Origin of the sequence: Streptomyces sp. NBC_01116, assembly GCF_041435495.1 — a bacterium.
Classification (GTDB): domain Bacteria; phylum Actinomycetota; class Actinomycetes; order Streptomycetales; family Streptomycetaceae; genus Streptomyces.
Genome location: NZ_CP108644.1, coordinates 3034979 through 3059088, shown reverse-complemented (window position 1 = coordinate 3059088; position 24110 = coordinate 3034979). Strand labels below are relative to the sequence as shown.

At 71.2% G+C, this 24110-nt stretch carries 20 protein-coding genes and 1 tRNA gene; 18 read left to right on the top strand and 3 right to left on the bottom strand.

What is annotated here, in order from left to right; translation table 11 throughout:
- The first annotated feature begins 370 nt into the window (after nucleotides 1–370).
- Nucleotides 371–1801, top strand: coding sequence for an NAD-dependent malic enzyme (locus tag OG245_RS13335; protein ID WP_371623735.1), 1431 nt, complete (start codon nucleotides 371–373; stop codon nucleotides 1799–1801).
- A gap of 376 nt (nucleotides 1802–2177) precedes the next feature.
- Nucleotides 2178–2459 carry an HU family DNA-binding protein gene (locus tag OG245_RS13330; protein WP_003968811.1) on the top strand — a complete coding sequence of 94 codons (282 nt, stop codon included), beginning with the start codon at nucleotides 2178–2180 and terminating at the stop codon, nucleotides 2457–2459.
- Between the two features lie 216 nt (nucleotides 2460–2675).
- Here the strand turns inward: OG245_RS13330 and OG245_RS13325 are convergent, their stop codons facing one another.
- Nucleotides 2676–3194, bottom strand: coding sequence for a DUF2000 family protein (locus OG245_RS13325; protein ID WP_371623734.1), 519 nt, complete (start codon nucleotides 3192–3194; stop codon nucleotides 2676–2678).
- A 49-nt stretch (nucleotides 3195–3243) separates the two neighbouring features.
- Here OG245_RS13325 and OG245_RS13320 point away from each other — a divergent pair, with 49 nt between their 5' ends.
- The gene (locus OG245_RS13320; protein WP_371623733.1) at nucleotides 3244–4077 is read left to right on the top strand and encodes an AraC family transcriptional regulator; all 834 of its coding nucleotides are present in this window, start codon (nucleotides 3244–3246) and stop codon (nucleotides 4075–4077) included.
- 127 nt (nucleotides 4078–4204) lie between these two features.
- On the opposite strand, the gene murA is transcribed toward OG245_RS13320, so the two are convergent.
- Nucleotides 4205–5545: a UDP-N-acetylglucosamine 1-carboxyvinyltransferase gene (murA, locus tag OG245_RS13315; RefSeq protein ID WP_030589197.1), complete on the bottom strand. Its 1341-nt coding sequence runs from the start codon at nucleotides 5543–5545 to the stop codon at nucleotides 4205–4207.
- A 287-nt stretch (nucleotides 5546–5832) separates the two neighbouring features.
- Between murA and OG245_RS13310 the strand changes: the two genes are divergently transcribed.
- From OG245_RS13310 to OG245_RS13245, 14 genes are all read left to right on the top strand, one after another.
- Entirely contained in the window at nucleotides 5833–6393 is a 561-nt protein-coding gene (locus OG245_RS13310) for a YqgE/AlgH family protein (RefSeq protein WP_371623732.1), read from the top strand.
- A 121-nt stretch (nucleotides 6394–6514) separates the two neighbouring features.
- A complete protein-coding gene (locus OG245_RS13305) occupies nucleotides 6515–6811 on the top strand; it encodes a DUF3039 domain-containing protein (RefSeq protein ID WP_006124925.1) in 297 nt (98 codons plus the stop codon).
- Between the two features lie 240 nt (nucleotides 6812–7051).
- Nucleotides 7052–8356, top strand: a complete 1305-nt coding sequence (locus tag OG245_RS13300) for an extracellular solute-binding protein (RefSeq protein ID WP_371623731.1) — start codon at nucleotides 7052–7054, stop codon at nucleotides 8354–8356.
- A 2-nt stretch (nucleotides 8357–8358) separates the two neighbouring features.
- Nucleotides 8359–9339 carry a carbohydrate ABC transporter permease gene (locus OG245_RS13295; protein WP_371623730.1) on the top strand — a complete coding sequence of 327 codons (981 nt, stop codon included), beginning with the start codon at nucleotides 8359–8361 and terminating at the stop codon, nucleotides 9337–9339.
- Nucleotides 9336–10256, top strand: coding sequence for a carbohydrate ABC transporter permease (locus OG245_RS13290; RefSeq protein WP_371623729.1), 921 nt, complete (start codon nucleotides 9336–9338; stop codon nucleotides 10254–10256). The genes OG245_RS13295 and OG245_RS13290 overlap by 4 nt, the downstream gene beginning before the upstream one ends.
- 4 nt (nucleotides 10257–10260) lie before the next feature.
- A complete protein-coding gene (locus OG245_RS13285; protein WP_371623728.1) occupies nucleotides 10261–11937 on the top strand; it encodes a beta-N-acetylhexosaminidase in 1677 nt (558 codons plus the stop codon).
- Between the two features lie 352 nt (nucleotides 11938–12289).
- Nucleotides 12290–13186, top strand: coding sequence for a xanthine dehydrogenase family protein subunit M (locus OG245_RS13280; protein ID WP_371623727.1), 897 nt, complete (start codon nucleotides 12290–12292; stop codon nucleotides 13184–13186).
- The gene (locus OG245_RS13275) at nucleotides 13183–14829 is read left to right on the top strand and encodes a 2Fe-2S iron-sulfur cluster-binding protein (RefSeq protein WP_371623726.1); all 1647 of its coding nucleotides are present in this window, start codon (nucleotides 13183–13185) and stop codon (nucleotides 14827–14829) included. The genes OG245_RS13280 and OG245_RS13275 overlap by 4 nt, the downstream gene beginning before the upstream one ends.
- Before the next feature lie 73 nt (nucleotides 14830–14902).
- Nucleotides 14903–17245: a xanthine dehydrogenase family protein molybdopterin-binding subunit gene (locus OG245_RS13270; RefSeq protein ID WP_371623725.1), complete on the top strand. Its 2343-nt coding sequence runs from the start codon at nucleotides 14903–14905 to the stop codon at nucleotides 17243–17245.
- A 112-nt stretch (nucleotides 17246–17357) separates the two neighbouring features.
- On the top strand, nucleotides 17358–17780 hold the full coding sequence (locus OG245_RS13265; RefSeq protein WP_371623724.1) for a hypothetical protein: 423 nt from the start codon (nucleotides 17358–17360) through the stop codon (nucleotides 17778–17780).
- 20 nt (nucleotides 17781–17800) lie between these two features.
- On the top strand, nucleotides 17801–20143 hold the full coding sequence (locus tag OG245_RS13260; RefSeq protein ID WP_371623723.1) for a hypothetical protein: 2343 nt from the start codon (nucleotides 17801–17803) through the stop codon (nucleotides 20141–20143).
- Complete coding sequence (locus OG245_RS13255) at nucleotides 20121–20852, top strand: hypothetical protein (RefSeq protein ID WP_371623722.1); 732 nt, start codon at nucleotides 20121–20123, stop codon at nucleotides 20850–20852. Before OG245_RS13260 ends, OG245_RS13255 begins: the two co-directional genes overlap by 23 nt.
- Nucleotides 20853–20981: 129 nt before the next feature.
- A complete protein-coding gene (locus tag OG245_RS13250) occupies nucleotides 20982–21140 on the top strand; it encodes a hypothetical protein (protein WP_371628103.1) in 159 nt (52 codons plus the stop codon).
- A 161-nt stretch (nucleotides 21141–21301) separates the two neighbouring features.
- Nucleotides 21302–22075: a hypothetical protein gene (locus tag OG245_RS13245; protein WP_371623721.1), complete on the top strand. Its 774-nt coding sequence runs from the start codon at nucleotides 21302–21304 to the stop codon at nucleotides 22073–22075.
- An 81-nt stretch (nucleotides 22076–22156) separates the two neighbouring features.
- On the opposite strand, the gene OG245_RS13240 is transcribed toward OG245_RS13245, so the two are convergent.
- Nucleotides 22157–22231: transfer RNA gene (locus tag OG245_RS13240), tRNA-Cys, on the bottom strand.
- A gap of 244 nt (nucleotides 22232–22475) precedes the next feature.
- On the opposite strand from OG245_RS13240, the gene OG245_RS13235 reads away from it, so the two are divergent.
- Complete coding sequence (locus tag OG245_RS13235) at nucleotides 22476–23990, top strand: MFS transporter (RefSeq protein ID WP_371623720.1); 1515 nt, start codon at nucleotides 22476–22478, stop codon at nucleotides 23988–23990.
- The last annotated feature ends 120 nt before the right edge of the window (nucleotides 23991–24110 follow it).

The following is a 24110-nucleotide window of genomic DNA, read 5'->3' as shown; positions in this document are numbered from 1 at the left end:
TGGTACTGGCACCGGCTCGATCCAAGCCCCCGGGCCCAACCTTCGTCGCTTCGAGCGACCACTTGCCGCGAGGCGAGCATGGCGGGTCGGTGCCACCCAACCGAAGAAGACAGACCCGCGTCACCTGCTGGTGGCGCGGGTCTGTTCTTGTTTTCCCGGCTCCGTTCCCCGTGTCCGGGGTCGCCCGGCCGGTTCGGGTCCCGTTGGGGGTTCCGCCGAACGGGTTGTTTCTCGTATGGTGGAAACTACTTTCCGAAAGACGGCAGTCATTACCGGCTACCAGCCAGTAGGTGCGACGATCGGGAAGCCTGTCCGGAACGAAGGTTCCGGATGTGCGGCAATGAAGCTCAGGAAAGCGAAGGACTCGGCCATGGCAACGGCGCCCAGCGTCTCGTACTCGATGACGGTCAGGCTGGAGGTGCCCGCGAGCGGCACCGCGGTCTCTCAGCTCACCACGGCCGTGGAGTCCTCCGGGGGCTCGGTCACCGGCCTCGACGTGACCGCCTCAGGCCACGAGAAGCTGCGGATCGACGTCACCATCGCCGCCACCTCCACCTCGCACGCCGACGAGATCGTCGAAGGTCTGCGCGGCATCGAGGGCGTCACGCTGGGCAAGGTCTCCGACCGTACCTTCCTCATGCACCTCGGCGGCAAGATCGAGATGGCGTCCAAGCACCCCATCCGCAACCGTGACGACCTGTCGATGATCTACACCCCCGGCGTCGCCCGGGTCTGCATGGCCATCGCCGAGAACCCCGAGGACGCGCGCCGCCTCACCATCAAGCGCAACTCCGTCGCAGTTGTGACGGACGGTTCCGCGGTGCTCGGCCTCGGCAACATCGGCCCGATGGCCTCGCTGCCCGTCATGGAGGGCAAGGCGGCCCTCTTCAAGCGCTTCGCCGGCATCGACGCCTGGCCGATCTGCCTGGACACGCAGGACACCGACGAGATCGTCGCGATCGTCAAGGCCATCGCCCCCGGCTTCGCGGGCATCAACCTGGAGGACATCTCCGCGCCGCGCTGCTTCGAGATCGAGGCCCGGCTCCGCGAGGCCCTCGACATCCCCGTCTTCCACGACGACCAGCACGGCACCGCGATCGTCGTGCTGGCCGCCCTCACCAACGCCCTGCGCGTGGTGGGCAAGAACATCGGGGACGTACGGGTCGTCATGTCCGGCGCGGGAGCGGCCGGTACGGCCATCCTGAAGCTGCTCATCGCCGCCGGCGTCAAGCACGCCGTCGTCGCCGACATCCACGGTGTGGTGCACGCCGGGCGCGAGGACCTGGTCGCGGCCGACCCCGACTCCCCGCTGCGCTGGATCGCCGACAACACCAACCCGGAGGGCGTCACCGGCACCCTCAAGGAGGCCGTCGTCGGCGCCGACGTCTTCATCGGCGTCTCCGCCCCGAACGTGCTGAACGGCGACGACGTCGCCGCGATGGCGGACGGCGCGATCGTGTTCGCGCTCGCGAACCCGGACCCCGAGGTCGACCCCGCGGTCGCCCGTCAGACGGCGGCGGTCGTCGCCACCGGCCGCTCGGACTTCCCCAACCAGATCAACAACGTGCTGGTCTTCCCGGGTGTCTTCCGCGGCCTGCTGGACGCTCAGTCCCGGACCGTCAACACGGAGATGATGCTCGCCGCGGCCGGCGCCCTGGCCGACGTGGTCGCCGAGGACGAGGTCAACGCGAACTACATCATTCCCTCGGTCTTCAACGACAAGGTGGCGGGCGCGGTCGCCGGAGCCGTCCGGGCCGCCGCGAAGGCCGCCACCGGCACCGAACCCTCCGTATCTGCCTGACCTCACCGTTTCGGCAGCCCCTCACGGGGCACCCGCAAGACACCCCGGGCCGCACCCGCCCGTGCCGTACGGCGCGTCGCGGGTCGCGGCGCCCCAAACGCCCCTTTAGGGTGGGCGGGCAGTGGGCCCTGCGGGGCCCGGCATCCGCTGCGGACCGCTCGGCCAAGTCGACGGAGCGTCACCACGAGCAAACCGTGGCGCTTTTCATTGACCCCGAAGGGTTCCGGATTGGCTTTCCCGCCGCTGGTGGGGGCAGGATGCGTAATCGGGCGAGAGGGTCTGACATCAGACCCGGGTCCGGGGACTGTCAGAGGGCCCTGGCAGCATCGGCTTCGATCTCACGCCTCACAGGCAAGAAGAACACGGGAGTAACAACATGAACCGCAGTGAGCTGGTGGCCGCCCTGGCCGACCGCGCCGAGGTGACTCGCAAGGACGCCGACGCCGTGCTGGCCGCGCTCGCCGAGACCGTCGGTGAGATTGTCGCCAAGGGCGACGAGAAGGTCACCATCCCCGGCTTCCTGACCTTCGAGCGCACCCACCGTGCCGCTCGCACCGCTCGCAACCCGCAGACCGGCGACCCGATCAACATCCCCGCCGGCTACAGCGTGAAGGTCTCCGCGGGCTCGAAGCTCAAGGAAGCCGCCAAGGGCAAGTAACCCCTCGACGGCGCAACAGAGGGCGGCCACTCCCGACCGGGAGTGGCCGCCCTCGCGCATGCCGGTGGCACATGCGCCCCGCAGGAGCCACCGCACCGTGCCCGGGGCAACTGCGGCCTCCGGGCCGGCGCCGCTCACTGCCCTGGGCGTCATCTCCCCCGGCAGCTTCTCCGGCCCGTACCGAGCCCGGGGCGCTCCGCTCCGGTCCCCGGGGGCTCAGGGATGCATCCGCGCTCCCTTGAGGACCTTGTCCACGGCGTTGCGCGGCCCGTACACGGCGAGGCCCACCAGATCCAGCGCGTCCCGCCCCACCGCCCGTACGGCGGCCCGGTTGTCCCGGTCGTTCCCCGTGCCGAAGAGGTCCGCGGTGAACACGGCCGTCGCCAGCGACCGGGACAGCGCCCTGGCGTGCGCGGCGGTCACCGTCTCCTCCGCCCCCTCGAAGACCAGCACGGGCTGCCGGAGCATCGGCAGATACGCGGTGGAGTCGGCGTCCTCGTAGGGCTCGCCGATCACCTCGGGCACCGCCGTCCCCAGGCCGCTGACCAGAAAGGCGGTCACGTTCAGGCGCTGCCACGACTCCAGGTCGTCACGGAGCAGCACCGCGACCTTCGTGTCGAAGCGGACGGGCCCGCTCCCGGCCACCGCGGTCCCGCCCCCGGTCTCGCTCGCGGTCTCGCTCGCGGCCCCGGTCCCGCTCTCGGTCCCGTTCTCGGTCTCGTGCGTGTTTCTCATGGTTCGAGACTGGCCGGTGGACCCGGACGCGGTCTTGTACGTTCTTGGCGTGGCGCCACGGCAGGAGATCAGGGACGTCGCGGCCTGGCGTCCGGCCGTCGCCGGCGTCGTGGAGGTCTTCCACGCCCGCTTCACCGAGCACGCCTACCCCATGCACGTCCACGACGCCTGGACGCTCCTGATCGTCGACGACGGCGCCGTCCGCTACGACCTGGACCGCCACGAGCGCGGCACCCCGGACGGCACGGTGAGCCTGCTGCCGCCCGGCGTCCCGCACAACGGCTCTCCCGCGACCTCCGACGGCTTCCGCAAACGGGTGATCTACCTGGACATGACGCACCTCGACGCGAGCCTCGTCGGACCCGCCGTGGACACCCCCGACCTCGCCGACCCGCTGCTGCGCACCCGCGTCGGCCGGCTGCACACCGCACTCGCCGACCCGGGCGACGCGTTCGAGGCGGAGAGCCGGCTGGCGTTCGTCGGCGAGCGGCTCCGGGGGCACCTGCGCCCCGGCGGCCTCCCGGCGGGCCCGGCGGGAGGCCGCCGGGGCGTCGCGATGGACCTGCGCGAGCTCCTCGACGAGCGGCTGCGCGAGGGCGTCACCCTGGCCGAGGCCGCCCGGCTGGTCCACGCGCACCCCACCCATCTCGTACGGGCCTTCAGCGCGGCGTACGCCATCGCGCCGCACCAGTACGTGACGTCCCGCCGGGTCGACCGGGCCCGCCGCCTGCTGCTCGACGGGATGCCGCCGGGCGAGGCGGCCGCCGCCGTCGGCTTCCACGACCAGTCCCACCTCACCCGGCACTTCAAGCGCATCGCGGGTACCACCCCGGGCCGCTATGCCCGCCATGCCCGCTCTCGCGGCCTTCAGGGGCCCTTCTGACGCCCGACGGCCCGCCGCCCCGGCTCCGAGTCCGGAGCCGGGGCGGCGGGCCGCTCACGCGGGAACTGCGCGGTGCGCAGTGCTGTGTGCGGCAGCACTGTGCGGCCTTCACGGCGCACGGGGACGGTCAGACGAGCGAACCGCCCGGCAGCTCGACCTTCGCGCCGAGCTTCTCCAGCTTCTCCATGAAGTTCTCGTAACCGCGGTTGATCAGGTCGATGCCGTGCACCCGGGAGGTGCCCTGCGCCGCCAGCGCCGCGATCAGGTACGAGAAACCGCCCCGGAGGTCCGGGATGACCAGGTCGGCGCCCTGGAGCTTGGTCGGTCCGGAGACGACCGCCGAGTGCAGGAAGTTGCGCTGCCCGAAGCGGCAGTCCGAGCCGCCGAGGCACTCGCGGTACAGCTGGATGTGCGCGCCCATCTGGTTGAGCGCGGAGGTGAAGCCGAGCCGCGACTCGTACACCGTCTCGTGGACGATCGACAGGCCCGCGGCCTGCGTCAGCGCGACCACCAGGGGCTGCTGCCAGTCCGTCTGGAAGCCGGGGTGCACGTCCGTCTCCAGCGCGATGGCGTTCAGCGCGCCGCCCGGGTGCCAGAAGCGGATGCCCTCGTCGTCGATCTCGAAGGCCCCGCCGACCCGGCGGAAGGTGTTCAGGAAGGTCATCATCGAGCGCTGCTGGGCACCGCGCACATAGATGTTGCCCTCGGTCGCCAGCGCCGCCGACGCCCAGGAAGCCGCCTCCAGGCGGTCCGGGATCGCCCGGTGGGTGTATCCGTCGAGCCTGTCGACACCGGTGATCCGGATGGTCCGGTCGGTGTCCATGGAGATGATCGCGCCCATCTTCTGCAGTACGCAGATGAGGTCCTCGATCTCCGGCTCGACGGCCGCGTTGGACAGCTCGGTGACGCCCTCGGCGAGGACGGCGGTGAGCAGCACCTGCTCGGTGGAGCCCACCGACGGGTACGGCAGCCGGATCTTGGTGCCGCGCAGCCGCTGCGGGGCCTCCAGGTACTGGCCGTCCGCCCGCTTCTCGATGGTCGCGCCGAACTGGCGCAGCACCTCGAAGTGGAAGTCGATCGGCCGGCCGCCGATGTCGCAGCCGCCCAGGCCCGGGATGAAGGCGTGGCCGAGGCGGTGCAGCAGCGGGCCGCAGAACAGGATCGGGATGCGCGACGAGCCCGCGTGGGCATCGATGTCGGCGACGTTCGCCGACTCGACGTGCGAGGGGTCGAGGATCAGTTCGCCCGGCTCGTCGCCGGGGCGGACGGTGACGCCGTGGAGCTGGAGGAGCCCCCGGACCACCCGTACGTCACGGATGTCGGGAACATTGCGGAGGCGGCTGGGCCCGCTGCCGAGCAGCGCGGCGACCATGGCCTTCGGCACCAGGTTCTTGGCGCCTCGGACGCGGATCTCGCCCTCCAGCGGGGTTCCGCCGTGGACAAGCAGGACATCGTCTGTGCCGGTCATGTATCTCGCGTTCCGGAGTGGTCGGGCAGGGGGCCAACGAAAAGGGTAATGGCCTCCTACCCCCCTTCCGTAAGACGATGGGGGGTGTACGAACGTCATGAATCCGCCACAACACCCTCCGCGCATCCGATCTTGCGGAGGGTTACCGTCCGGATGGCCCACCGTGCCCCCGCGCGAGGGTGCGCTCCCCGTGCCTCCGTGCGCCCTGAGCTGCGCTCGCTCTCCTGAGGGCGGCATCGCGGTCACTCACCCCCCGTCGGGGGTGAAGATGCGGGATCATTCCTGCCATGACGGAGGTGTCCTCGCTCACAGGGCGGCTGCTCGTGGCCGCACCCGCCCTCACGGACCCGAATTTCGACCGGGCGGTGGTGCTGCTCCTCGACCACGACGAGGAGGGCTCCCTCGGCGTGGTCCTCAACCGCCCGACCCCGGTGGGCGTCGGCGACATCCTCGCGTCCTGGGCCGCCCTGACCGGCGAGCCGGACGTCGTCTTCCAGGGCGGCCCGGTCTCGCTCGACTCCGCGCTCGGTGTGGCGGTGATCCCCGGCGACGAGGGCCCGCTCGGCTGGCGGCGGGTGCACGGGGCGATCGGCCTGGTCGACCTGGAGACCCCGCCCGAGCTGCTCGGCCCCGCCCTCGGTTCGCTGCGGATCTTCGCCGGATACGCGGGCTGGGGCCCAGGTCAGCTGGAGGGCGAGCTGAACGAGGGCGCGTGGTACGTGGTCGAGTCGGAGCCCGGTGACGTCTCCTCCCCGCGCCCCGAACGGCTCTGGCGCGCGGTGCTCCGCCGCCAGCGCAGCGAACTGGCGATGATCGCCACGTATCCGGACGACCCTTCGCTCAACTGAGCGACGAACCGCCGCTCGGCCCGGGGGCGCCCGGTCGTTCACCTGGGGGACGAACCTCCGCTCGGACGGGCGTGACCCTTCCCTCAACCGGAGGCCGTCTCTTTCAGTACCCTTGGCGGTTATGAGCACTCTTGAGCCCGATCGCGGGGCAGGTACGGGGACCCTCGTCGAGCCCACGCCGCAGGTGTCGAGGGGCGACGGCGACCACGAGCGCTACGCCCACTACGTCCAGAAGGACAAGATCATGGCGAGTGCCCTGGAGGGCACTCCCGTGGTCGCGCTGTGCGGGAAGGTCTGGGTGCCGGGGCGCGACCCCAAGAAGTACCCGGTCTGTCCCATGTGCAAGGAGATCTACGAGTCCATGGGCGCCGGCGGCGACAAGGACAAGGGCAAGGGCGGCGGCAAGGACAAGAAGTAGGTCCGGACCCCACCTGCTGTCAGGCCCCCGGAGCGTGCGACACCGCACGCTCCGGGGGCCTTCCGCTTGCCCCGGTCACTCCCGGTGACGGTTTGGTCGCGTTGCACGGGCTGCATCCGCTGGTCACAGAGTGGTCGAGACCACTTGTCGTCGCCGGAACGCGGATCTACTCTCCTGCCAGTTGTGCAGAACGAAACGCACGTTGCACATGATGCAACGCATGACCGGTAGGGGTTCCGGATGAAGCTTTCTGCCCGAATTGCCGCCCCGGCTGCGGCGCTTGTGCTGGCCGGCCTCACCGCCACCGCCTGCGCGCCGCAGACCTCCGACACCAGTGCGAAGGGTGACGACAAGAGCGGCACGCTCCGTGTCTGGCTCTTCCAGGAGGTCGGCAACAAGCCCAAGGAGAAGGTCGTCGACACGGCCGTCGCCGCGTTCGAGAAGGCCCACAAGGGCGCGAAGGTCGAGGTCGAGTACATACCGGTCGACACCCGCGCACAGCGGATCAAGGCCGCGTTCAACGACCCCAAGAGCGCCCCGGACCTCATCGAGTACGGCAACTCCGACACCGCCGGATACGTCAAGGACGGCGGACTCGCGGACATCACCGAGGAGTTCGGCGCCTGGGACGAGGCCAAGGACACCGACCCGATCGCCAAGCAGTCCGTCACCGTCGGCGACAAGGTCTACGGCGCGCCCTTCTTCGTCGGCGTCCGGGCCCTCTACTACCGCACCGACGTCTTCGAGGACCTCGGCATCGAGGCCCCCAAGTCCCAGGCCGAGCTGATCTCCACCGCCAAGAAGATCCGCAAGGCCAAGCCCGACCTCTACGGCCTCGCGGTCGGCGGCGCGTACACCTACGGCGCGATGCCCTTCATCTGGGCCAACGGCGGCGAACTCGCCGGCGAGACCGACGGGACGTACAAGTCCGGCATCAACAGCGAGAAGGCCCGCAAGGGCATCGAGGCCTACACCTCCCTCTTCGGCGACGACAACTGCCCGGCCGCCAAGTGCGCCTCCATGGGCGGCAACGCCACCGTGACCGCCTTCGCCTCCGGAAAGGCCGCCATGGCCATCGGCGGCGACTTCAGCCACGCGGCCGTCGAGGCGGGCGCGGTCAAGGGCAAGTACGCCGTCGTCCCGCTGCCCGGCATCGCCAAGAACTCCATCGCCCCCGCCTTCGCGGGCGGCAACAACCTCGGCGTCCTCAAGAGCAGTGCGCACCGCACCCTCGCCGTCGACCTGATGAAGTCGCTCAGCGGCAAGAAGACCCAGGCCGAGATGTTCGACGCGATGGGCTTCCTGCCCACCTACACCGACGTCCTGGACAACGCCGCGAAGAAGGAGCCCTTCGTCGCCCCGTTCGTCCAGACCCTGGGCGCGGGCGCCAAGTTCGTCCCCGCGTCGCCCGCCTGGGGCCAGATCGACGCCTCGCTGATCCTGCCGACGATGTTCCAGGAGATCGTCTCCGGCCGTAAGGACGTGGCCCGGGCCTCGGACGACGCGGCGAAGAAGATGGACACGGCCTTCACCGACGCGGGCTGACGATGACCACGCACACCACCTCGCTCAAGGTGCCGCCCGCGGCCGGGAAGGGCGGCGGGACCCCGCCCGCCCGCCCGCCCCGGCGCGGCCGGTCCGTCTCGCCCGCGAACCGCTCCGGCTGGACCCCGTGGCTCTACCTCCTGCCGGCGCTCGTCCTGCTCGCCGGACTGCTGGTCTACCCGATCTACCAGCTCGGCCTGATCTCGTTCCTGGAGTACACCCAGGCCCAGGTCAGCGGTGGCGAACCCACCACCTTCCAGGGCTTCGGCAACTACGCCACCCTCTTCAACGACAGCCAGTTCTGGCAGGTCCTCCTCGCCACCGTGGTCTTCGCCGCGGCCTGCGTGGTCTCCACCCTGTTCGTCGGCTGCGCGCTGGCCGTCCTGCTCACCCGCATCCGCGCCCTGCCCCGGCTCGCGCTGATGATGGCCGCGCTCGGCGCCTGGGCCACCCCCGCGATCACCGGCTCCACCGTCTGGGTCTTCCTCTTCGACCCCGACTTCGGACCGGTGAACAAGGTGCTGGGACTCGGCGACTTCTCCTGGACGTACGGGCGCTACAGCGCCTTCGCCCTGGTGCTCCTCGAAGTCCTGTGGTGCTCTTTCCCGTTCGTGATGGTCACCGTGTACGCGGGCATCCGGGCCATCCCGACCGAAGTGCTGGAGGCCGCCTCGCTGGACGGCGCGTCCCAGTGGCGGATCTGGCGCACCATCATGGCGCCGATGCTCAAGCCCATCCTGATCGTCGTCACCATCCAGTCGATCATCTGGGACTTCAAGGTCTTCACCCAGATCTACGTCATGACCAACGGCGGCGGCATCGCCGGCCAGAACCTGGTGCTCAACGTGTACGCGTACCAGAAGGCGTTCGCGTCCTCGCAGTACAGCCTCGGATCCGCGATCGGCGTCGTGATGCTGGTGATCCTGCTGGCCGTCACGCTGGTCTATCTGCGCCTGGTGAGGCGCCAGGGGGAGGAACTGTGAGCGCGACGACCGACAGTCCCGTACGCGAGGGCCCCGTACGCGGTCCCGCGAGCGGCGCCACGCGCGGCGGCGGCATCGCCAGGCTGCTGCGCGTCAAGCGGCCCGGCAGGCTGGCCGCCGAGGCCACCGCCCTGCTGCTCGCCGTCGCGGTCGCCTTCCCCCTGTACTGGATGGTGCTCTCCGCCTTCAAACCGGCCGGGGAGATCCAGTCCACCGACGCCCGCCCCTGGACGCTCGCCCCCTCGCTCGACTCGTTCCGCCGGGTCTTCGAACAGCAGGACTTCGGGCGCTACTTCCTCAACAGCCTGCTGGTGGCGGGCACGGTGGTCATCCTCTCCGCGCTGATCGCCTTCCTCGCCGCCACCGCCGTGACGCGCTTCCGCTTCAAGTTCCGCACCACGCTGCTGATCATGTTCCTGGTCGCGCAGATGGTGCCGGTGGAGGCGCTGACCATCCCGCTGTTCTTCCTGATGCGGGACTTCGGCCAGCTGAACACGCTCGGCTCGCTGATCCTGCCGCACCTCGCCTTCTCGCTGCCGTTCGCCATCTGGATGCTGCGCGGCTTCGTCAAGGCGGTCCCCGAGGCCCTGGAGGAGGCCGCCTACATCGACGGGGCCAGCCGCACCCGCTTCCTGTGGCAGATCCTCTTCCCGCTGGTCTTCCCGGGCCTCGTGGCGACCAGCGTCTTCTCCTTCATCACCACCTGGAACGACTTCCTGTTCGCGAAGTCGTTCATCATCAGCGACACCTCCCAGTCGACGCTGCCCATGGCGCTGCTGGTCTTCTTCAAACCGGACGAGAACGACTGGGGAGGGATCATGGCAGCCTCGACGGTGATGACCATCCCCGTACTGGTCTTCTTCGTACTCGTACAGCGACGCCTCGTCTCCGGACTGGGCGGAGCGGTAAAGGACTGATGGCATGGCACCCCGGAACACCGGGCACACCGACGACACGGGGCCCGTGGACACCGCGGCTCTCGGTCTGATCCCCGCCCCGCGCACCGTGACCCCGGCCCCCTCCGGGCCGTACCCGCTGGGCCACGCGACCCCGCTGAGCGCCGCACCGGGCACGGAGGGCGTCGCCCGCTGGCTGCGCACCACCCTCGGCGCGGCCACCGGACTGCCGCTGGCCGAGGGCACGGGCGAGGGCGGCATCGTGCTCGCCCTCGACGGGGAACTGGCCCCCGAGGCCTACCGCCTCGCCGTCGGAGCCGATGCCGTACGCCTCACGGGCGGCAGCGCCGCGGGCGTCTTCCGGGGTGCGCAGACCCTCCGTCAGCTCCTCGGCCCGGACGCCTTCCGGCGTGCGCCGCTCGCCGCGGGCCGCGCCTGGGAGGTCCCGGCGGTCGTCGTCGAGGACGAGCCCCGCTTCGGCTGGCGCGGCATGATGCTCGACGTCTCGCGGCACTTCCTGCCCAAGGAAGACGTCCTGCGCTACCTGGACCTGCTGGCCGCCCACAAGCTGAACGTCTTCCACTTCCACCTCACCGACGACCAGGGCTGGCGCATCGAGATCAAGCGCTACCCGCGCCTGACCGAGGTCGGCTCCTGGCGCTCGCGCACCAAATACGGCCACCGGGCCTCCGAGCTGTGGGACGAGACCCCCTACGGCGGCTTCTACACCCAGGACGACATCCGCGAGATCGTCGCCTACGCCGCCGAGCGGCACATCCGGGTGGTCCCCGAGATCGACATCCCGGGCCACTCGCAGGCGGCCATCAGCGCCTACCCCGAGCTGGGCAACGCCGACGTCGTCGACACCACCGCCCTGACCGTCTGGGACACCTGGGGCGTCACCCCGAACGTCCTCGCCCCCACCGACGCCACCCTGCGCTTCTACGAAGGCGTCCTGGAGGAGGTGCTCGAACTCTTCCCCGCCGAGACCTCCCCGTTCGTCCACATGGGCGGCGACGAGTGCCCCAAGGACCAGTGGAAGGAGTCCCCGCTCGCCCAGGCCCGGATCGCCGAACTCGGCGTGAAGGACGAGGACGGGCTCCAGTCCTGGTTCATCCGCCACTTCGACGCCTGGCTCACCGAACGGGGCCGCCGCCTCATCGGCTGGGACGAGATCCTCGAAGGGGGCCTCGCCGAAGGGGCCGCCGTCTCCTCCTGGCGCGGCTACGGCGGCGGCATCGCGGCCGCGGAGGCCGGGCACGACGTCGTCATGTGCCCCGAGCAGCAGGTGTATCTGGACCACCGTCAGGACGGCGGCCCCGACGAGCCGATGCCCATCGGATACGTCCGCAGCCTGGAGGACGTCTACCGCTTCGAGCCCGTCCCGCCGGGCCTCGGCGAGGAGGCGGCCCGTCACATCCTGGGCACCCAGGCCAACGTCTGGACCGAGGTCATGCAGAACCGGGCCCGCGTCGACTACCAGGTCTTCCCGCGCCTCGCCGCCTTCGCCGAGGTCGCCTGGTCCGCCCTGCCGGCCCCGGCCGACCGGGACTTCGCCGCGTTCGACGCCCGGATGAGCGCCCACTACGCCCGGCTCGACGCCCTCGGCGTGGACTACCGCCCGCCGGCCGGCCCGTACCCCCGGCAGCAGCGCCCCGGCATCCTCGGCTTCCCGCGCGAGGGAGCGCCGCCGCTGGTGTGACCCCGCACCGCCCCGCCGGCCGCGGCCGTCCTCCGGGACCGCCGCGGCCGGCGCGCGTCCGGGGCCCAACGACCCTGCCCGCACGCGCCGGAGGCTCCGCCGCTCACACGCCGGAGCGAGGACGCGAACCATGATAAGTCGCATAAGCCTCGCTGAAGAGTGGCAATTCACCCTCCTCGCCGAAGAAGTGCGAAACCCGGCCATCTCGCAGGTCAGGGACGGATCCACCCTTCGCGGACCCTCGCGACGGTCCGATCGGAAGATGTGCCAGAGTTGCCACGTCCGGGCTGTGAACACGTACCGTACGGCGGAACAGGCGGGACAGCCGGGAGACCGGGAAGGGGCAGCTGGGTTGACCACGCACGCACCGCAGGCGATGCAGTCGGTGACGCTGCCGGCCTCGTTGGACGAGGCCGTGGCGGCACTCGGCGCCATGCCCGCAGCCGTTCCGGTTGCCGGGGGCACGGACCTGATGGCAGCCGTCAACAAGGGGCTCCTGCGCCCCTCGGGGCTGGTCGGCCTCGGCCGGATCAGCGAGCTGCGCGGCTGGCACTACCAGGACGGCCACGCCCTCCTCGGCGCCGGCCTCACCCATGCCCGCATGGGGCGCCCCGACTTCGCCGCCCTGATCCCCGCCCTCGCCGCCTCCGCCCGCGCCGCGGGACCGCCGCAGATCCGCAACGCCGGCACGCTCGGCGGCAACATCGTCACCTCCGCGCCCACCGGCGACGCCCTGCCCGTGCTGGCCGCGCTGGAGGCCGAGCTGGTCATCGCGGGCCCCGACGGTGCCCGCCGCGAGATCCCCGTCTCCCACCTGCTGGCGGGCCGCGAACTGCTGGAGCCCGCGGAGCTGATCGGCTTCGTCCGCGTACCGCTGCTGCACGCCCCGCAGGTGTTCCTGAAGGCCACCGGCCGCACCGGCCCGGGCCGCGCCACCGCCTCGGTCGCCATCGTCCTGGACCCGGCCCGGCGGGGCGTGCGCTGCGCGGTCGGCGCCATCGCCCCGATGCCGCTGCGCCCGCTGGAGGCGGAGCGCTGGATCGCCTCGCTGATCGACTGGGACGGCGAGCGGGGCCTGGCCCCCGACGCACTGGCCGCCTTCGGCGAGTACGTCGCCGCGGCCTGCATCCCGGACCACGCACCACCCGCCGACGGAACAGAGGCCCCGCCGCTGTCCCCGGCCGTACTGCACCTGCGGCGCACCGTCGCCGCGCTCGCCCGACGCGCGCTGGGGAGGGCACTGTCGTGAGCAATGAGGAAACCTCCAACCAGCACGACCAGCAGGGAGGGCAGGGCCACTCCGAGGGCCCGGACCCCCGTTACGGCGGCTGGGAGCCGACGCCGCAGGGCGACGGGTTCGACGCGGACGCCACCGCGTTCGTCCACCTCCCGCCGGAGGACCTGGCGAACATCCCCCTGGCCGCGCCCGGCCACGGGTACGTCCCCCCGATGATCCTGCCGCTGACCCCGGCCGCGGGTCTGGACCCGGCGGCGACGGGCAGCTGGGTGCTCCAGACGCAGACCCAGCAGGCGCAGGCCGAGCAGCGCGCCCAGGAGACCGCCGCCGCCCAGGAGCCAGGCGCGGTCCACTGGCCGGACCCGAACCAGCAGGGCGGCTATCAGGGCCCGTACCAGGACACGTCGCACGCCACGGCCCAGTGGAACTTCACCGAGGCGTTCGGCGAGGCGGCGGCGGCCCCGGAACCGACCGCGGCTCCGGAGGCCCGGGGCCCGGAGGCCGGGCACCTCGGCCACACGAACCACGCGGACGCCCCCGGCCACGCGGACGCCCCCGGCCACGCAGACGCTCCCGGCCACGCCGGTCATGCGGACCACACGGGCCACACCGGCCAGTGGACGATTCCGGTGGCGGACGGGGATCTCCCGGACGAATCGGGCGAGTTCCTGGCCTCGGCGCACACACCGCGGTGGTACGCGGACAGCGCCCGCCCGGCAACGCTGCCCGGCGGCGCCCCCGCCCCCTGGGCCACACCGGAGCCGGAGCCGGTGGCCGACCCCGTACCCGTGGCGGAGCAGACCCCGGCGGCGGAACCGGCGACGGACGAACCGGCGGAGCCGACAGCCCTTGAGGCGGACGCGGAGCCCGCCGCCACCGCCGACATCGAGGACCCGGCCGCCGAGAACGCCGAGGCGGCACCCGCTCCCGAGGCCGAAGCGGACGCGGCACCGGACACAGCCCTGGACGGAGCCCCGGAAGCGGCCCCCGCCGCGCCCCCGGAAGCCGGCCCGGAAGCCGACCGCACCCCTGTCCCCGCCCCCGCCCTCCTCGACGCACCGAGCGAGCACCCGGCCGCGTCCTACCTGCTCCATGTGAACGGCGTGGACCGACCCGTCAGCGACTCCTGGATCGGCGAGTCCCTGCTCTACGTGCTCCGCGAGCGCCTCGGTCTGGCCGGGGCCAAGGACGGCTGCTCGCAGGGCGAGTGCGGTGCCTGCAACGTCCAGGTCGACGGCCGGCTGGTCGCCTCCTGCCTGGTCCCCGCGGCCACGGCGGCGGGCAGCGAGGTGCGTACGGTCGAGGGCCTCGCCGTCGACGGCGAACCGTCCGACGTCCAGCGCGCCCTGTCCGCCTGCGGCGCCGTCCAGTGCGGCTTCTGCATCCCCGGCATGGCGATGACCGTCCACGACCTGCTGGAGGGCAACCACGCCCCCAGCGAGCTGGAGACCCGCCAGGCGCTCTGCGGCAACCTCTGCCGCTGTTCCGGCTACCGGGGCGTGCTCGACGCGGTCGCGGACGTCGTCGCGGCCCGCGAGGCGAGCGCCGAGGCGGCCACGGCGGGCCAGGACGAGGCCCGCATCCCGCACCAGGCCGAGCCGGGCGCGGGCGGCGTGCACCCGGGAGCACACCCGCACGAGGGAGAGGCGCTGTGAGCCACGCCCGCGGCCCCGCCGCACAGCAGTGGCACCCGCGACACCAGCACCACGTGATCGACAAGGAGGCGGCGTGAGCAGCGACGCGGCCAACGCGACCAGCACCAGCCTGCCCAGGATCGACGCGCTGAGCGGCGGATCCGGAGGCGGAGCGGACCAGGAGCTTCCCCGGATGGGCCTGGGGGCGTCGCTCCCCGCGGCCGACTCCCGTGCGAAGACCGAGGGCACCTTCCCGTACGCCGCGGACCTCTGGGCCGAGGGCCTGCTGTGGGCGGCCGTGCTGCGCTCCCCGCACCCGCACGCGCGGATCCTGTCCATCGACACCTCGGGTGCCGAGGAGATGCCCGGGGTGCGCGCGGTCGTCACGCACGAGGACGTGCCGGGGGACAGCAACTACGGCCGCCACGTCGTGGATCGTCCGGTGTTCGCCTCCGACCTGGTCCGCCACCACGGCGAGCCGATCGCCGCCGTCGCCGCCGACCACCCGGACACCGCACGGCTGGCCGCCGCCGCCATCGCCGTACGGTACGAGGTGCTGGAGCCGGTCACGGACCCGGAGAAGGCGTTCACGGCGGAGCCCCTGCACCCCGACGGCAACCTGATCCGCCACATCCCGCTGCGCTACGGCGACGCGGAGGCGACGGGCGAGGTCGTGGTGGAGGGCCTGTACCGCATCGGCCGCCAGGACCCGGCCCCGATCGGCGCGGAGGCCGGCCTCGCCGTGCCGAGGCCCGACGGCGGCGTCGAGATCTACACGGCCTCCACCGACCCGCACACCGACCGCGACCTGATCGCGGCCTGCTTCGGCCTGGAGCCGGACCGGGTCAAGGTCGTCGTGACCGGGGTGCCGGGCGCGACCGGCGACCGCGAGGACCCGGGCTTCCAGATCCCGCTGGGGCTCCTCGCGCTGCGCACCGGCTGCCCGGTGAAGCTGGCCGCGAGCCGCGAGGAGTCCTTCCTCGGCCACACGCACCGCCACCCCACGCTCCTGCGCTACCGCCACCACGCGGACGCGGAGGGCCGGCTGGTCAAGGTGGAGGCGCAGATCCTCCTGGACGCGGGCGCGTACGCCGACGCCTCCTCCGAATCCCTGGCCGCGGCCGTGGCGTTCGCCTGCGGTCCGTACGTCGTGCCGCACGCCTTCATCGAGGGCTGGGCGGTCCGCACGAACAACCCGCCGTCGGGCCATGTGCGCGGCGAGGGCGCGATGCAGGTCTGCGCGGCCTACGAGGGCCAGATGGACAAGCTGGCCGCGAAGCTGGGCATCGACCCGGCCGAACTGCGCCTGCGCAACGCGCTCTCCACGGGAGACATCCTCCCCACGGGCCAGACGGTGACCTGCCCGGCCCCGGTCACCGAACTCCTCCGGGCCGTACGCGACTTCCCCCTCCCCGCCCTCCCCAAGGACGCCCCGGAGGACGACTGGCTGCTGCCGGGCGGTCCCGAGGGCGCGGGGGAGCCCGGGGCGGTGCGCCGGGGCGTGGGCTACGGCCTGGGCATGGTGCACATGCTCGGGGCCGAGGGCACGGACGAGGTCTCCACGGCCACGGTCCGGGTCCACGACGGCGTGGCCACGGTGATCTGCGCGGCCGTGGAGACGGGCCAGGGCTTCACCACGCTGGCCCGCCAGATCGTCCAGGAGACCCTGGGCATCGAGGAGGTCCACGTGGCCGCCGTCGACACCGACCAGCCCCCGGCGGGCCCGGCGACGCACGGCCGCCACACCTGGGTGTCGGGCGGAGCGGTGGAGCGCGCGGCGAAGATGGTCCGCACCCAGCTCCTCCAGCCGCTGGCCCACAAGTTCGGCATGTCCACGGAGCTGCTCCAGATCGCCGACGGCAAGATCACCTCGTACGACGGGGTGCTGTCCACGACGGTCACCGAGGAGCTGGACGGCAAGGAGCTCTGGGCCACCGCCCAGTGCCGCCCCCACCCCACGGAACCGCTGGACGAGTCCGGCCAGGGCGACGCGTTCGTCGGCCTCGCGTTCTGCGCGGTACGGGCGGTGGTCGACGTCGACATCGAACTCGGCTCCGTCCGCGTGGTCGAGATGGCGGTCGCCCAGGACGTCGGCCGCGTCCTGAACCCGGCCCAGCTGGCGATCCGCATCGAGGCGGGCATCACCCAGGGCATCGGCGCGGCCCTCACGGAGAACCTCCGCACCGCGAGAGGCGTCATCCGCCACCCGGACCTCACCGGCTACGCGCTCCCGACCTCGCTGGACGCCCCGGACATCCGCATCGTGAAACTGATCGAGGAACGCGACGTGGTGGCCCCCTTCGGCGCGAAGCCGGCCTCGGCCGTCCCGGTCGTCACGGCCCCCGCGGCGGTCGCTTCGGCGGTCCGCTCGGCGACGGGCCGCCCGGTGAACCGGCTGCCGATCAGGCCGCAGGCGGCGGTGGCGACGCCCCGGTGAAACGGTCTTCACCCTTTGCTCACCTCGGGTGGAAAGGAACCCGATACGGTAAGCGGGCCGGTGGCCGCATTCTTCCGACGAAGCGGTCTGAGCAAGCGGACTTGGGGAATTCGTGACGTTCGAGAAGGAATGGGCCGAACTGCGCGCGGCAGCGGCAGAACGAAGCGCCATGCAGCTCAACAGCGCTCCGGGCACGGGGGGCGGCGGTGGGTCCGATCTGGTGGTGAACCGGGACGATCTCGGCGCTATCGGAAATGACGCCTACGACCTCAGGACGAAGCTCTCGAAGGACGGTGACCACGCCCGTCCCGCCACCTTCGAGGCGGCGATCGCGCTCACCAACGGGAACTTCGCGAGCGGTTCGGCGGTGCTGAAGGTGCACGACTTCTGGCAGACCCATCTCAGGACGCTGCTGGATTCCTGTGCGCACATCTCGAACCACCTGGACTACACCAAGGCCCAGCACGCCAAGGACGACGTGAAGATCGGCGGGGATCTGACATCGGTCTCCGTGCTTTCGGAATACATGAAGTAGGGCTCGGGGGAGCACGCGCAATGCTGAATTACGAAGACATCGTCGAAGCCCCGTTGGGAAAGCTGAAGGCCGCGGCCGACGACTGGTCGGAAATGGCGACCAACCTGGACAAGCTCGCCACTCAGGCTTCCGACGGGATGAAGGCGAAGGCGGGCAAGGCGAACTGGGAGGGCCTCAACGCCGGGGTCACCAGGGAGTTCATAGGCAAGACCGCCAAGGAGTTCACGGACGCCGCCGCCGAGGCCAAGGGCGTCAAGACGCTGCTGGAAGAGGGCTACACGGCCTTCAAGAAGGCCAAGGACGACCTGGTCGGCATCCGGGACCACGAAGGGCCTGCGGCCGGCATCCGGGTGGACGGCAGGGGCAAGGTGACGGCGCGTTCCCCGATCTCCGAGGACAACACGGCGCGTCACGACCCCGACTTCAGCAAGTACCTCCAGCAGGAGAGGGAGAACATCGAGTCGTGGCAGAAGAGGATCGACCTCATCGTCGACAACTGCAACGACACCGATGTGACCTTCAAGAACTCCCTTGAGGCCAACGTCACCGACCGCAAGGACTTCAGCGCCCCGAAGTACACGAAGTTCGACCAGGAGGAGGCCGACCGGGCCGCCGCGCTGGCCGCCAAGGGCCGCGACCTCACCCACACCGAACTTCAGTCGCTGAACGAACTGCTGCGCGACAACGGAAAGTCGCCGGAGTTCGCGAAGGCCTTCTACGAGAAGCTCGGACCGGAGAAGTCCCTCGCCTTCTTCGGCCAGCTCGCCACGGACACGCACGACTACGCCAAGGTCGACAAGACCCGCCTGGCGGACGTGCAGGAACTCCAGCGCAACCTCGGCCTGAACCTGGCCACCGCCTCCCACGACAAGGCGTTCTCGGCCGAGTGGGGGCCGGAGCTCCGCAAGCTGGGGACCCAGCAGATCCCGCTGTCCAAGTACGACAACAGCGGCGGCGCGTACGGCTACCAGCTGCTCGGCGGCATCATGCGGTACGGGAACTACGACGCGAAGTTCCTCAACCCGATCGCCGAGCACGTGGCGCAGCTGCACCAGCAGGACCCCTACCGGTTCGCCGGCAACAAGCAGGTGAACGGCTTCCTGGAGAACCCGTACAACCCCTCGGGAAAGAACGGCGCCGGCTACGACCCGACCACGGCCATGCTGGAGGCGCTGGGGAACAGCCCGGAGGCGGCGAAGAAGTTCTTCACCGACGAACCGACGGCCTACAACGAGGACGGCACGGTCGACCACGGCGCCACGGCCGACCTCGGGAAGAAGGACGACAAGGCGATCGCCAACTACCTCGACTTCTTCGGCAACGAGAAGTGGGAGTCGTTCCCGGACTCCAACTCCACCGACCCGGACAAGCTGGCGCCCACCCTCCAGCACATGCCGGACGCGCTGGGCCACGCCCTGGAAGCGGCGACCCTCGGCTACCCGGCGGGCGACCCGGACGCGAGCGTGAAACGGGACGCCGACAACGCCGCGGTCATGCAGCAGGTCATGGAGAAGTACGGGTCGGACGCGGGCCTGCTCAAGCACCAGGAGGGCTTGGCCGACAGTATGGGCGTCATGGGTGCTGGGTACATCGACGACATCAACTGGGCACTGGACAAGGGCGACGCGAACAGCGTCTTCGCCCCCACCAAGAATATCGAAGGGCACATTCCCTTCGGCGATGACGGGGACGAGGCCCGATCGTACGCTCGCCAATTCCTCAGTGCTCTCGGCCAGCACCCGGACGCCTACGCCACCCTCTCCACGGCGGAGCAGGCGTACACCAGGAGCGCTCTGGAAACGCACGTGGGCCCCGACGGAACCATTGACGAGGGCGCCGCACGCACGACCGTCCGGGTCGGTGCGGAGGTGCAGGGCATGCTCGACCAGTCCAGGGCCGACCAGGTCCAGGCGGATCACATGAAGAAGCATGAGGATTACGAGAAGGCGGTGGCCAAGCGTGCGGGCTGGGTGGAGTTCGGCGCGGGGGTGGGAATCGCCGCCGGCGTCGCGTTCCTGCCGGCGACGGCTGCGGTCGGTGCCGCCGCTGTGCTGATCCCCCTGGCGACCGACACGGCCGGTGGCGCCGCGGAGCAGGTCATCGGCCAGGTCGTCGGGGATGTCTCGGACAATTCGGTCGACAAGAGCAAGGAGAAGGCGGAGGAACTCACCAGAGAGGAATGGAACAGCATCTATCGCTCCGGTGAGTCGATGGCCGAGGCTCCGATGGAGGATTTCCTCGCTCGTCATACGACCAAGGAAGATTCGCAGTTCCGGGAGGACCTGAAGGAATCGATGCTCTTGGGCTACGGGGTCGGTAACCAAAGAGAGAATCAGCAGGGTGCGGATCCGGAGACGGGCTGAGGCTGCCCTCCGGGCCGCGATGAAAGGCATGGGTGTGAACCGGAACGGAAAAAACCTGATCGCTGGCCTGCTCGTGGCCGTCTGCGCTACCGCATGCTCATCGGGCCCGGAGCCTCAGTCGCCGTACGTCAATGCAGCGGAGGTGTGCGATGAGGTGTTTGCAGGGGGCCTGGAGAAGACGGTGGAGAGCGTGACGGGCGCGACGTCCTTCGAGCGGCGAGCGGGTGGTGGCGTGGAGCAGCTGATCGAAAAGATCAAGAAGGGGTACGCCTCCGATCGAAGCTGGTCGCCGAGGGAAGAGCTCTGCGAGATGGCTGCGAAGGGGGGTCGCAGTACCGAAGACACGACCTTGAGTTTCCACATATATGCTCCACAGGACGTCAATTACCCAGGGAATCCTGAAGGGGCGAAGCGGTTCTCCCTGGGGAAGGAGGCGGTGGCCAACGTCCGCTCGGCGGGGATCTACTTCGAATGCGTCAGCCCGCGGCTGGATGGCTCGAAGAACCGCCCGGCGCGGATCTACGGAGGACTGAGCAAAGCCCACGACCGGGGCGACGCTCCGGAGAACTTGATGGACAACCTTCGCGTTGTCCATGTCGCATCCTTGGCCGTTGCCGAGAAGCTGGAGTGCGAGGACAACGCCGGCCTCCCGGCGGAACTGGACCAGGACCTGCGGCAACTCCCGCCGGTCGGACGTGAGTCGGAGTGAGTCTCCTGTGGTCGGGTACGCGCAGCCGGGACCGGGGCCCGGCTGCGTGCGGTGGGTGAGAAACGCCCCGTACCCGGCGCCGCCGTCCGCGTGAGGGGGCGGTCCGGCGGTCGCGCCGGTTCCGTCGGCGTGGAGCGCTGGGCATCCGGGGAACCCGAGGGCGACCCGCAGAAGTTGAAGGACGCCTACGCGACCGTGGCCCACTCCGTCTCGCTGGCCATGGCGAAGGAACTGGACTGCGAGAACGACGGAGGGCTGGAGGCCCGGCCGTCACTGGACCCCGCGTGACCCGGTGACGCGCGGCTCTGCTCGCTCCTCGGCAACGGTCAGCGACGGGGGAGGAACACGCCCCGAGGCTTTCCGGCGGGCCGGGAGAGCTGGAGAATGCGGCGGAGGGCCGAACCCGTCCGAAGGTTCGCACCGTTGTCCGACCAGGGGAGAGCCCGTACGTGATCACTGAACCGGAACTGGTGGGCGAACCCGGGCCGGACGGGCCCACGGACGTGGTGAGCGGGTTCGATCCGGGGCAGGGGCCCGCGGGCGGCGGCCGACGCCGGGTGCCGGGGCTGCTGTGGGCCGCCGCGGGGGCGCTGACGGCGTCGGCCGTGTGGGCGACGGCGGTCTTCGGCTACGGGATCGGCGGCGACCGGAAGCCCGACCCGCGCGGCTACCGCGTGGAGTCCGACACCTGCGCGGCGGTGGAGCTGAAGGCGCTCGGCAAGGCGGTGGGGGAGCCGGCGGCCGAGCCGTCGACCGAACTGGACGGCATCGAGCACCCCGCCCTCCGCCGCATCCGCTGCACCGTCGACTTCACGGTGGCGGTGGTGCGGCCGCCCGACGGCGAGGAGGCCTCGGGCTGGTCCAGCGGCTATCAGGCCTCCCTCACGGCCGAGTTGCACAAGGAGACCGACCCGCGCCCCGAGTTCGAGGCGAGCAGCACGCTGACGGAGATCGACGGCACGGGCGTGGACCGGGTGGAGCGCGTACCGGACCTCGGCGACCTGGCCTATCTGCTGATCATGGAGGACGAGTCCATGCGCGTGCAGGTGGTGGACGGCGGTGCCGTCGTGACGCTCACCCTGTCCTCCTGGATGTCTCCTCCGGACATCGACGACGGAAGGGGCGGCCTGCCCGACGTGGTGGACCAGCCTGAGATGCTCGCCTACCAGGGCGATCTGATCAGCGACACCCGCGAGGTGATGAAGGCCCTGAGGACCGGGTGAGAGACCGTGCGGAAACGGAAGCCACGGCCCGTGCGGAAACGGAAGCGGCCGCCCCCGATGGCGGGGACGGCGGCTTCGCGATGGAGACCGTGACCGGATTCGAACCGGTGTAACTCGAGTTGCAGTCGAGCCCCTGAACCTCTCGGGCACACGGTCGAGCGTGGTGCGGTGGCGCTGTTCTCGTTCTCCTGCGGTGTTTCTCCTGCGGTGCTTCCTTGCTGTCCACGACGCTACGGGCAGTCGCCCGTAGCCTCAAGGAATCCGGCAGGCCCGCAACGCGACTGCCATACGCCGTTCACACCCGGGCCGGTGCCGGGGCCCGGGACCTACGACCAAGGGCCGAGTGCGGTGCCGCACATCGACAGGGTTCAAACCGCCCCATGCCCCTTACGCTGGGCCCATGACCGCCCTCGAACCGCGTGACGGCGCCGATGCCGCACACCTCGCGCCGCCCGCGACCGACGACCGCTCCCCGGACCCGCTGTCCGACATCCCCCTCGCAGCCGTCGAAGGGGTCCTCGGGCGCACCTACCGGGCGCTCAGCATCGGCATCGTCTCCGTGGTGTTCCTCATCGCGTTCGAGGCCACGGCGGTCGGCACGGCCATGCCGGTCGCCGCGCGCGAGCTGAACGGGATCCCTCTCTACGCCTTCGCCTTCTCCGCGTACTTCACCACCAGCCTGTTCGCCATGGTCCTCTCCGGGCAGTGGGCCGACCGGCGCGGGCCGCTCCAGCCGCTCGCCACCGGGATCACCGCGTTCGGCGTCGGTCTGCTGCTCTCCGGGGCGGCCACCAGCATGTGGGTCTTCATCGCGGGCCGGGCGGTCCAGGGACTCGGCGGCGGGCTGGTCATCGTCGCCCTGTACGTGGTCATCGGGCGGGCCTACCCCGAGCGCATCCGGCCCGCGATCCTGGCGGCCTTCGCCGCGAGCTGGGTGATCCCCTCCGTCGTCGGGCCGCTCGCCTCCGGGACGGTGACCGAGCACCTCGGCTGGCGCTGGGTCTTCGTCGGCATCCCGGCCCTCATCGTGATCCCGCTCGTCCTGGCCCTCCCGGCGATCCGGCGGACGGCCTCCGGGCCCGCCGACCCGGCCGCCGCCACCGAGCCGTACGACCGCCGCCGCATCCGGCTCGCGCTGGGGATCTCCGCCGGGGCGGGGCTGCTCCAGTACGCGGGGCAGGAGCTGAACTGGCTCGCCCTCCTGCCGGCCGCCCTCGGCGTCGCCCTGCTGGTGCCCGCCGTCCGCGGCCTGCTGCCCGCCGGGACCGTACGGGCGGGGCGCGGGCTGCCCTCGGTGGTCCTGCTGCGCGGGGTCGCCGCCGGGTCGTTCATCGCCGCCGAGTCCTTCGTACCGCTGATGCTGGTCACCCAGCGCGGGCTGTCCCCGACGATGGCCGGGCTCTCGCTGGCCGTGGGCGGGGCGACCTGGGCGCTCGGTTCGTTCGTCCAGTCCCGGCCGCGCATGGAGCCCCACCGGGAGCGGCTGATGGTCAGCGGCATGGTGCTGGTCGCCGCCTCGATCGCCGTCGCGCCCTCGGTGCTGATCGAGGGGGTCCCGGTCTGGACCGTCGCCGTCGCCTGGGCCTTCGGCTGCTTCGGGATGGGCATGGTGATCGCCTCCACCAGCGTGCTGCTGCTGAAGCTGTCGGCCCCGGAGGAGGCGGGCTCCAACTCCGCCGCCCTCCAGATCTCCGACGGGCTCTCCAACGTGCTGCTCCTGGCCGGCGGCGGCGCGGCCTTCGCCGCGCTCGGCGGCGGGGCGGTGGGCGCGGCCGGGCACGGGGCGGTGGAGGCCGGAGCCGCCGGCTCGCACCCGGGCGCGTTCGCCGCCGTGTTCCTGCCGATGGCGGGGGTGGCGCTGGTGGGGGCCTGGGTGGCGACCCGGGTCGTCGTGCGGGAGAAGCCCGCCCGGTGAGGGGCGTGCGGGCGGGCTTCGGGGCCCGCCCGCGGGTCGGGTACCGGCCCCGCTGGCGACTCTGTGAAGAGCGTCTCAACGGAACCGCACCACGGCTCGTTCGTACGAGATCTTCTCCGG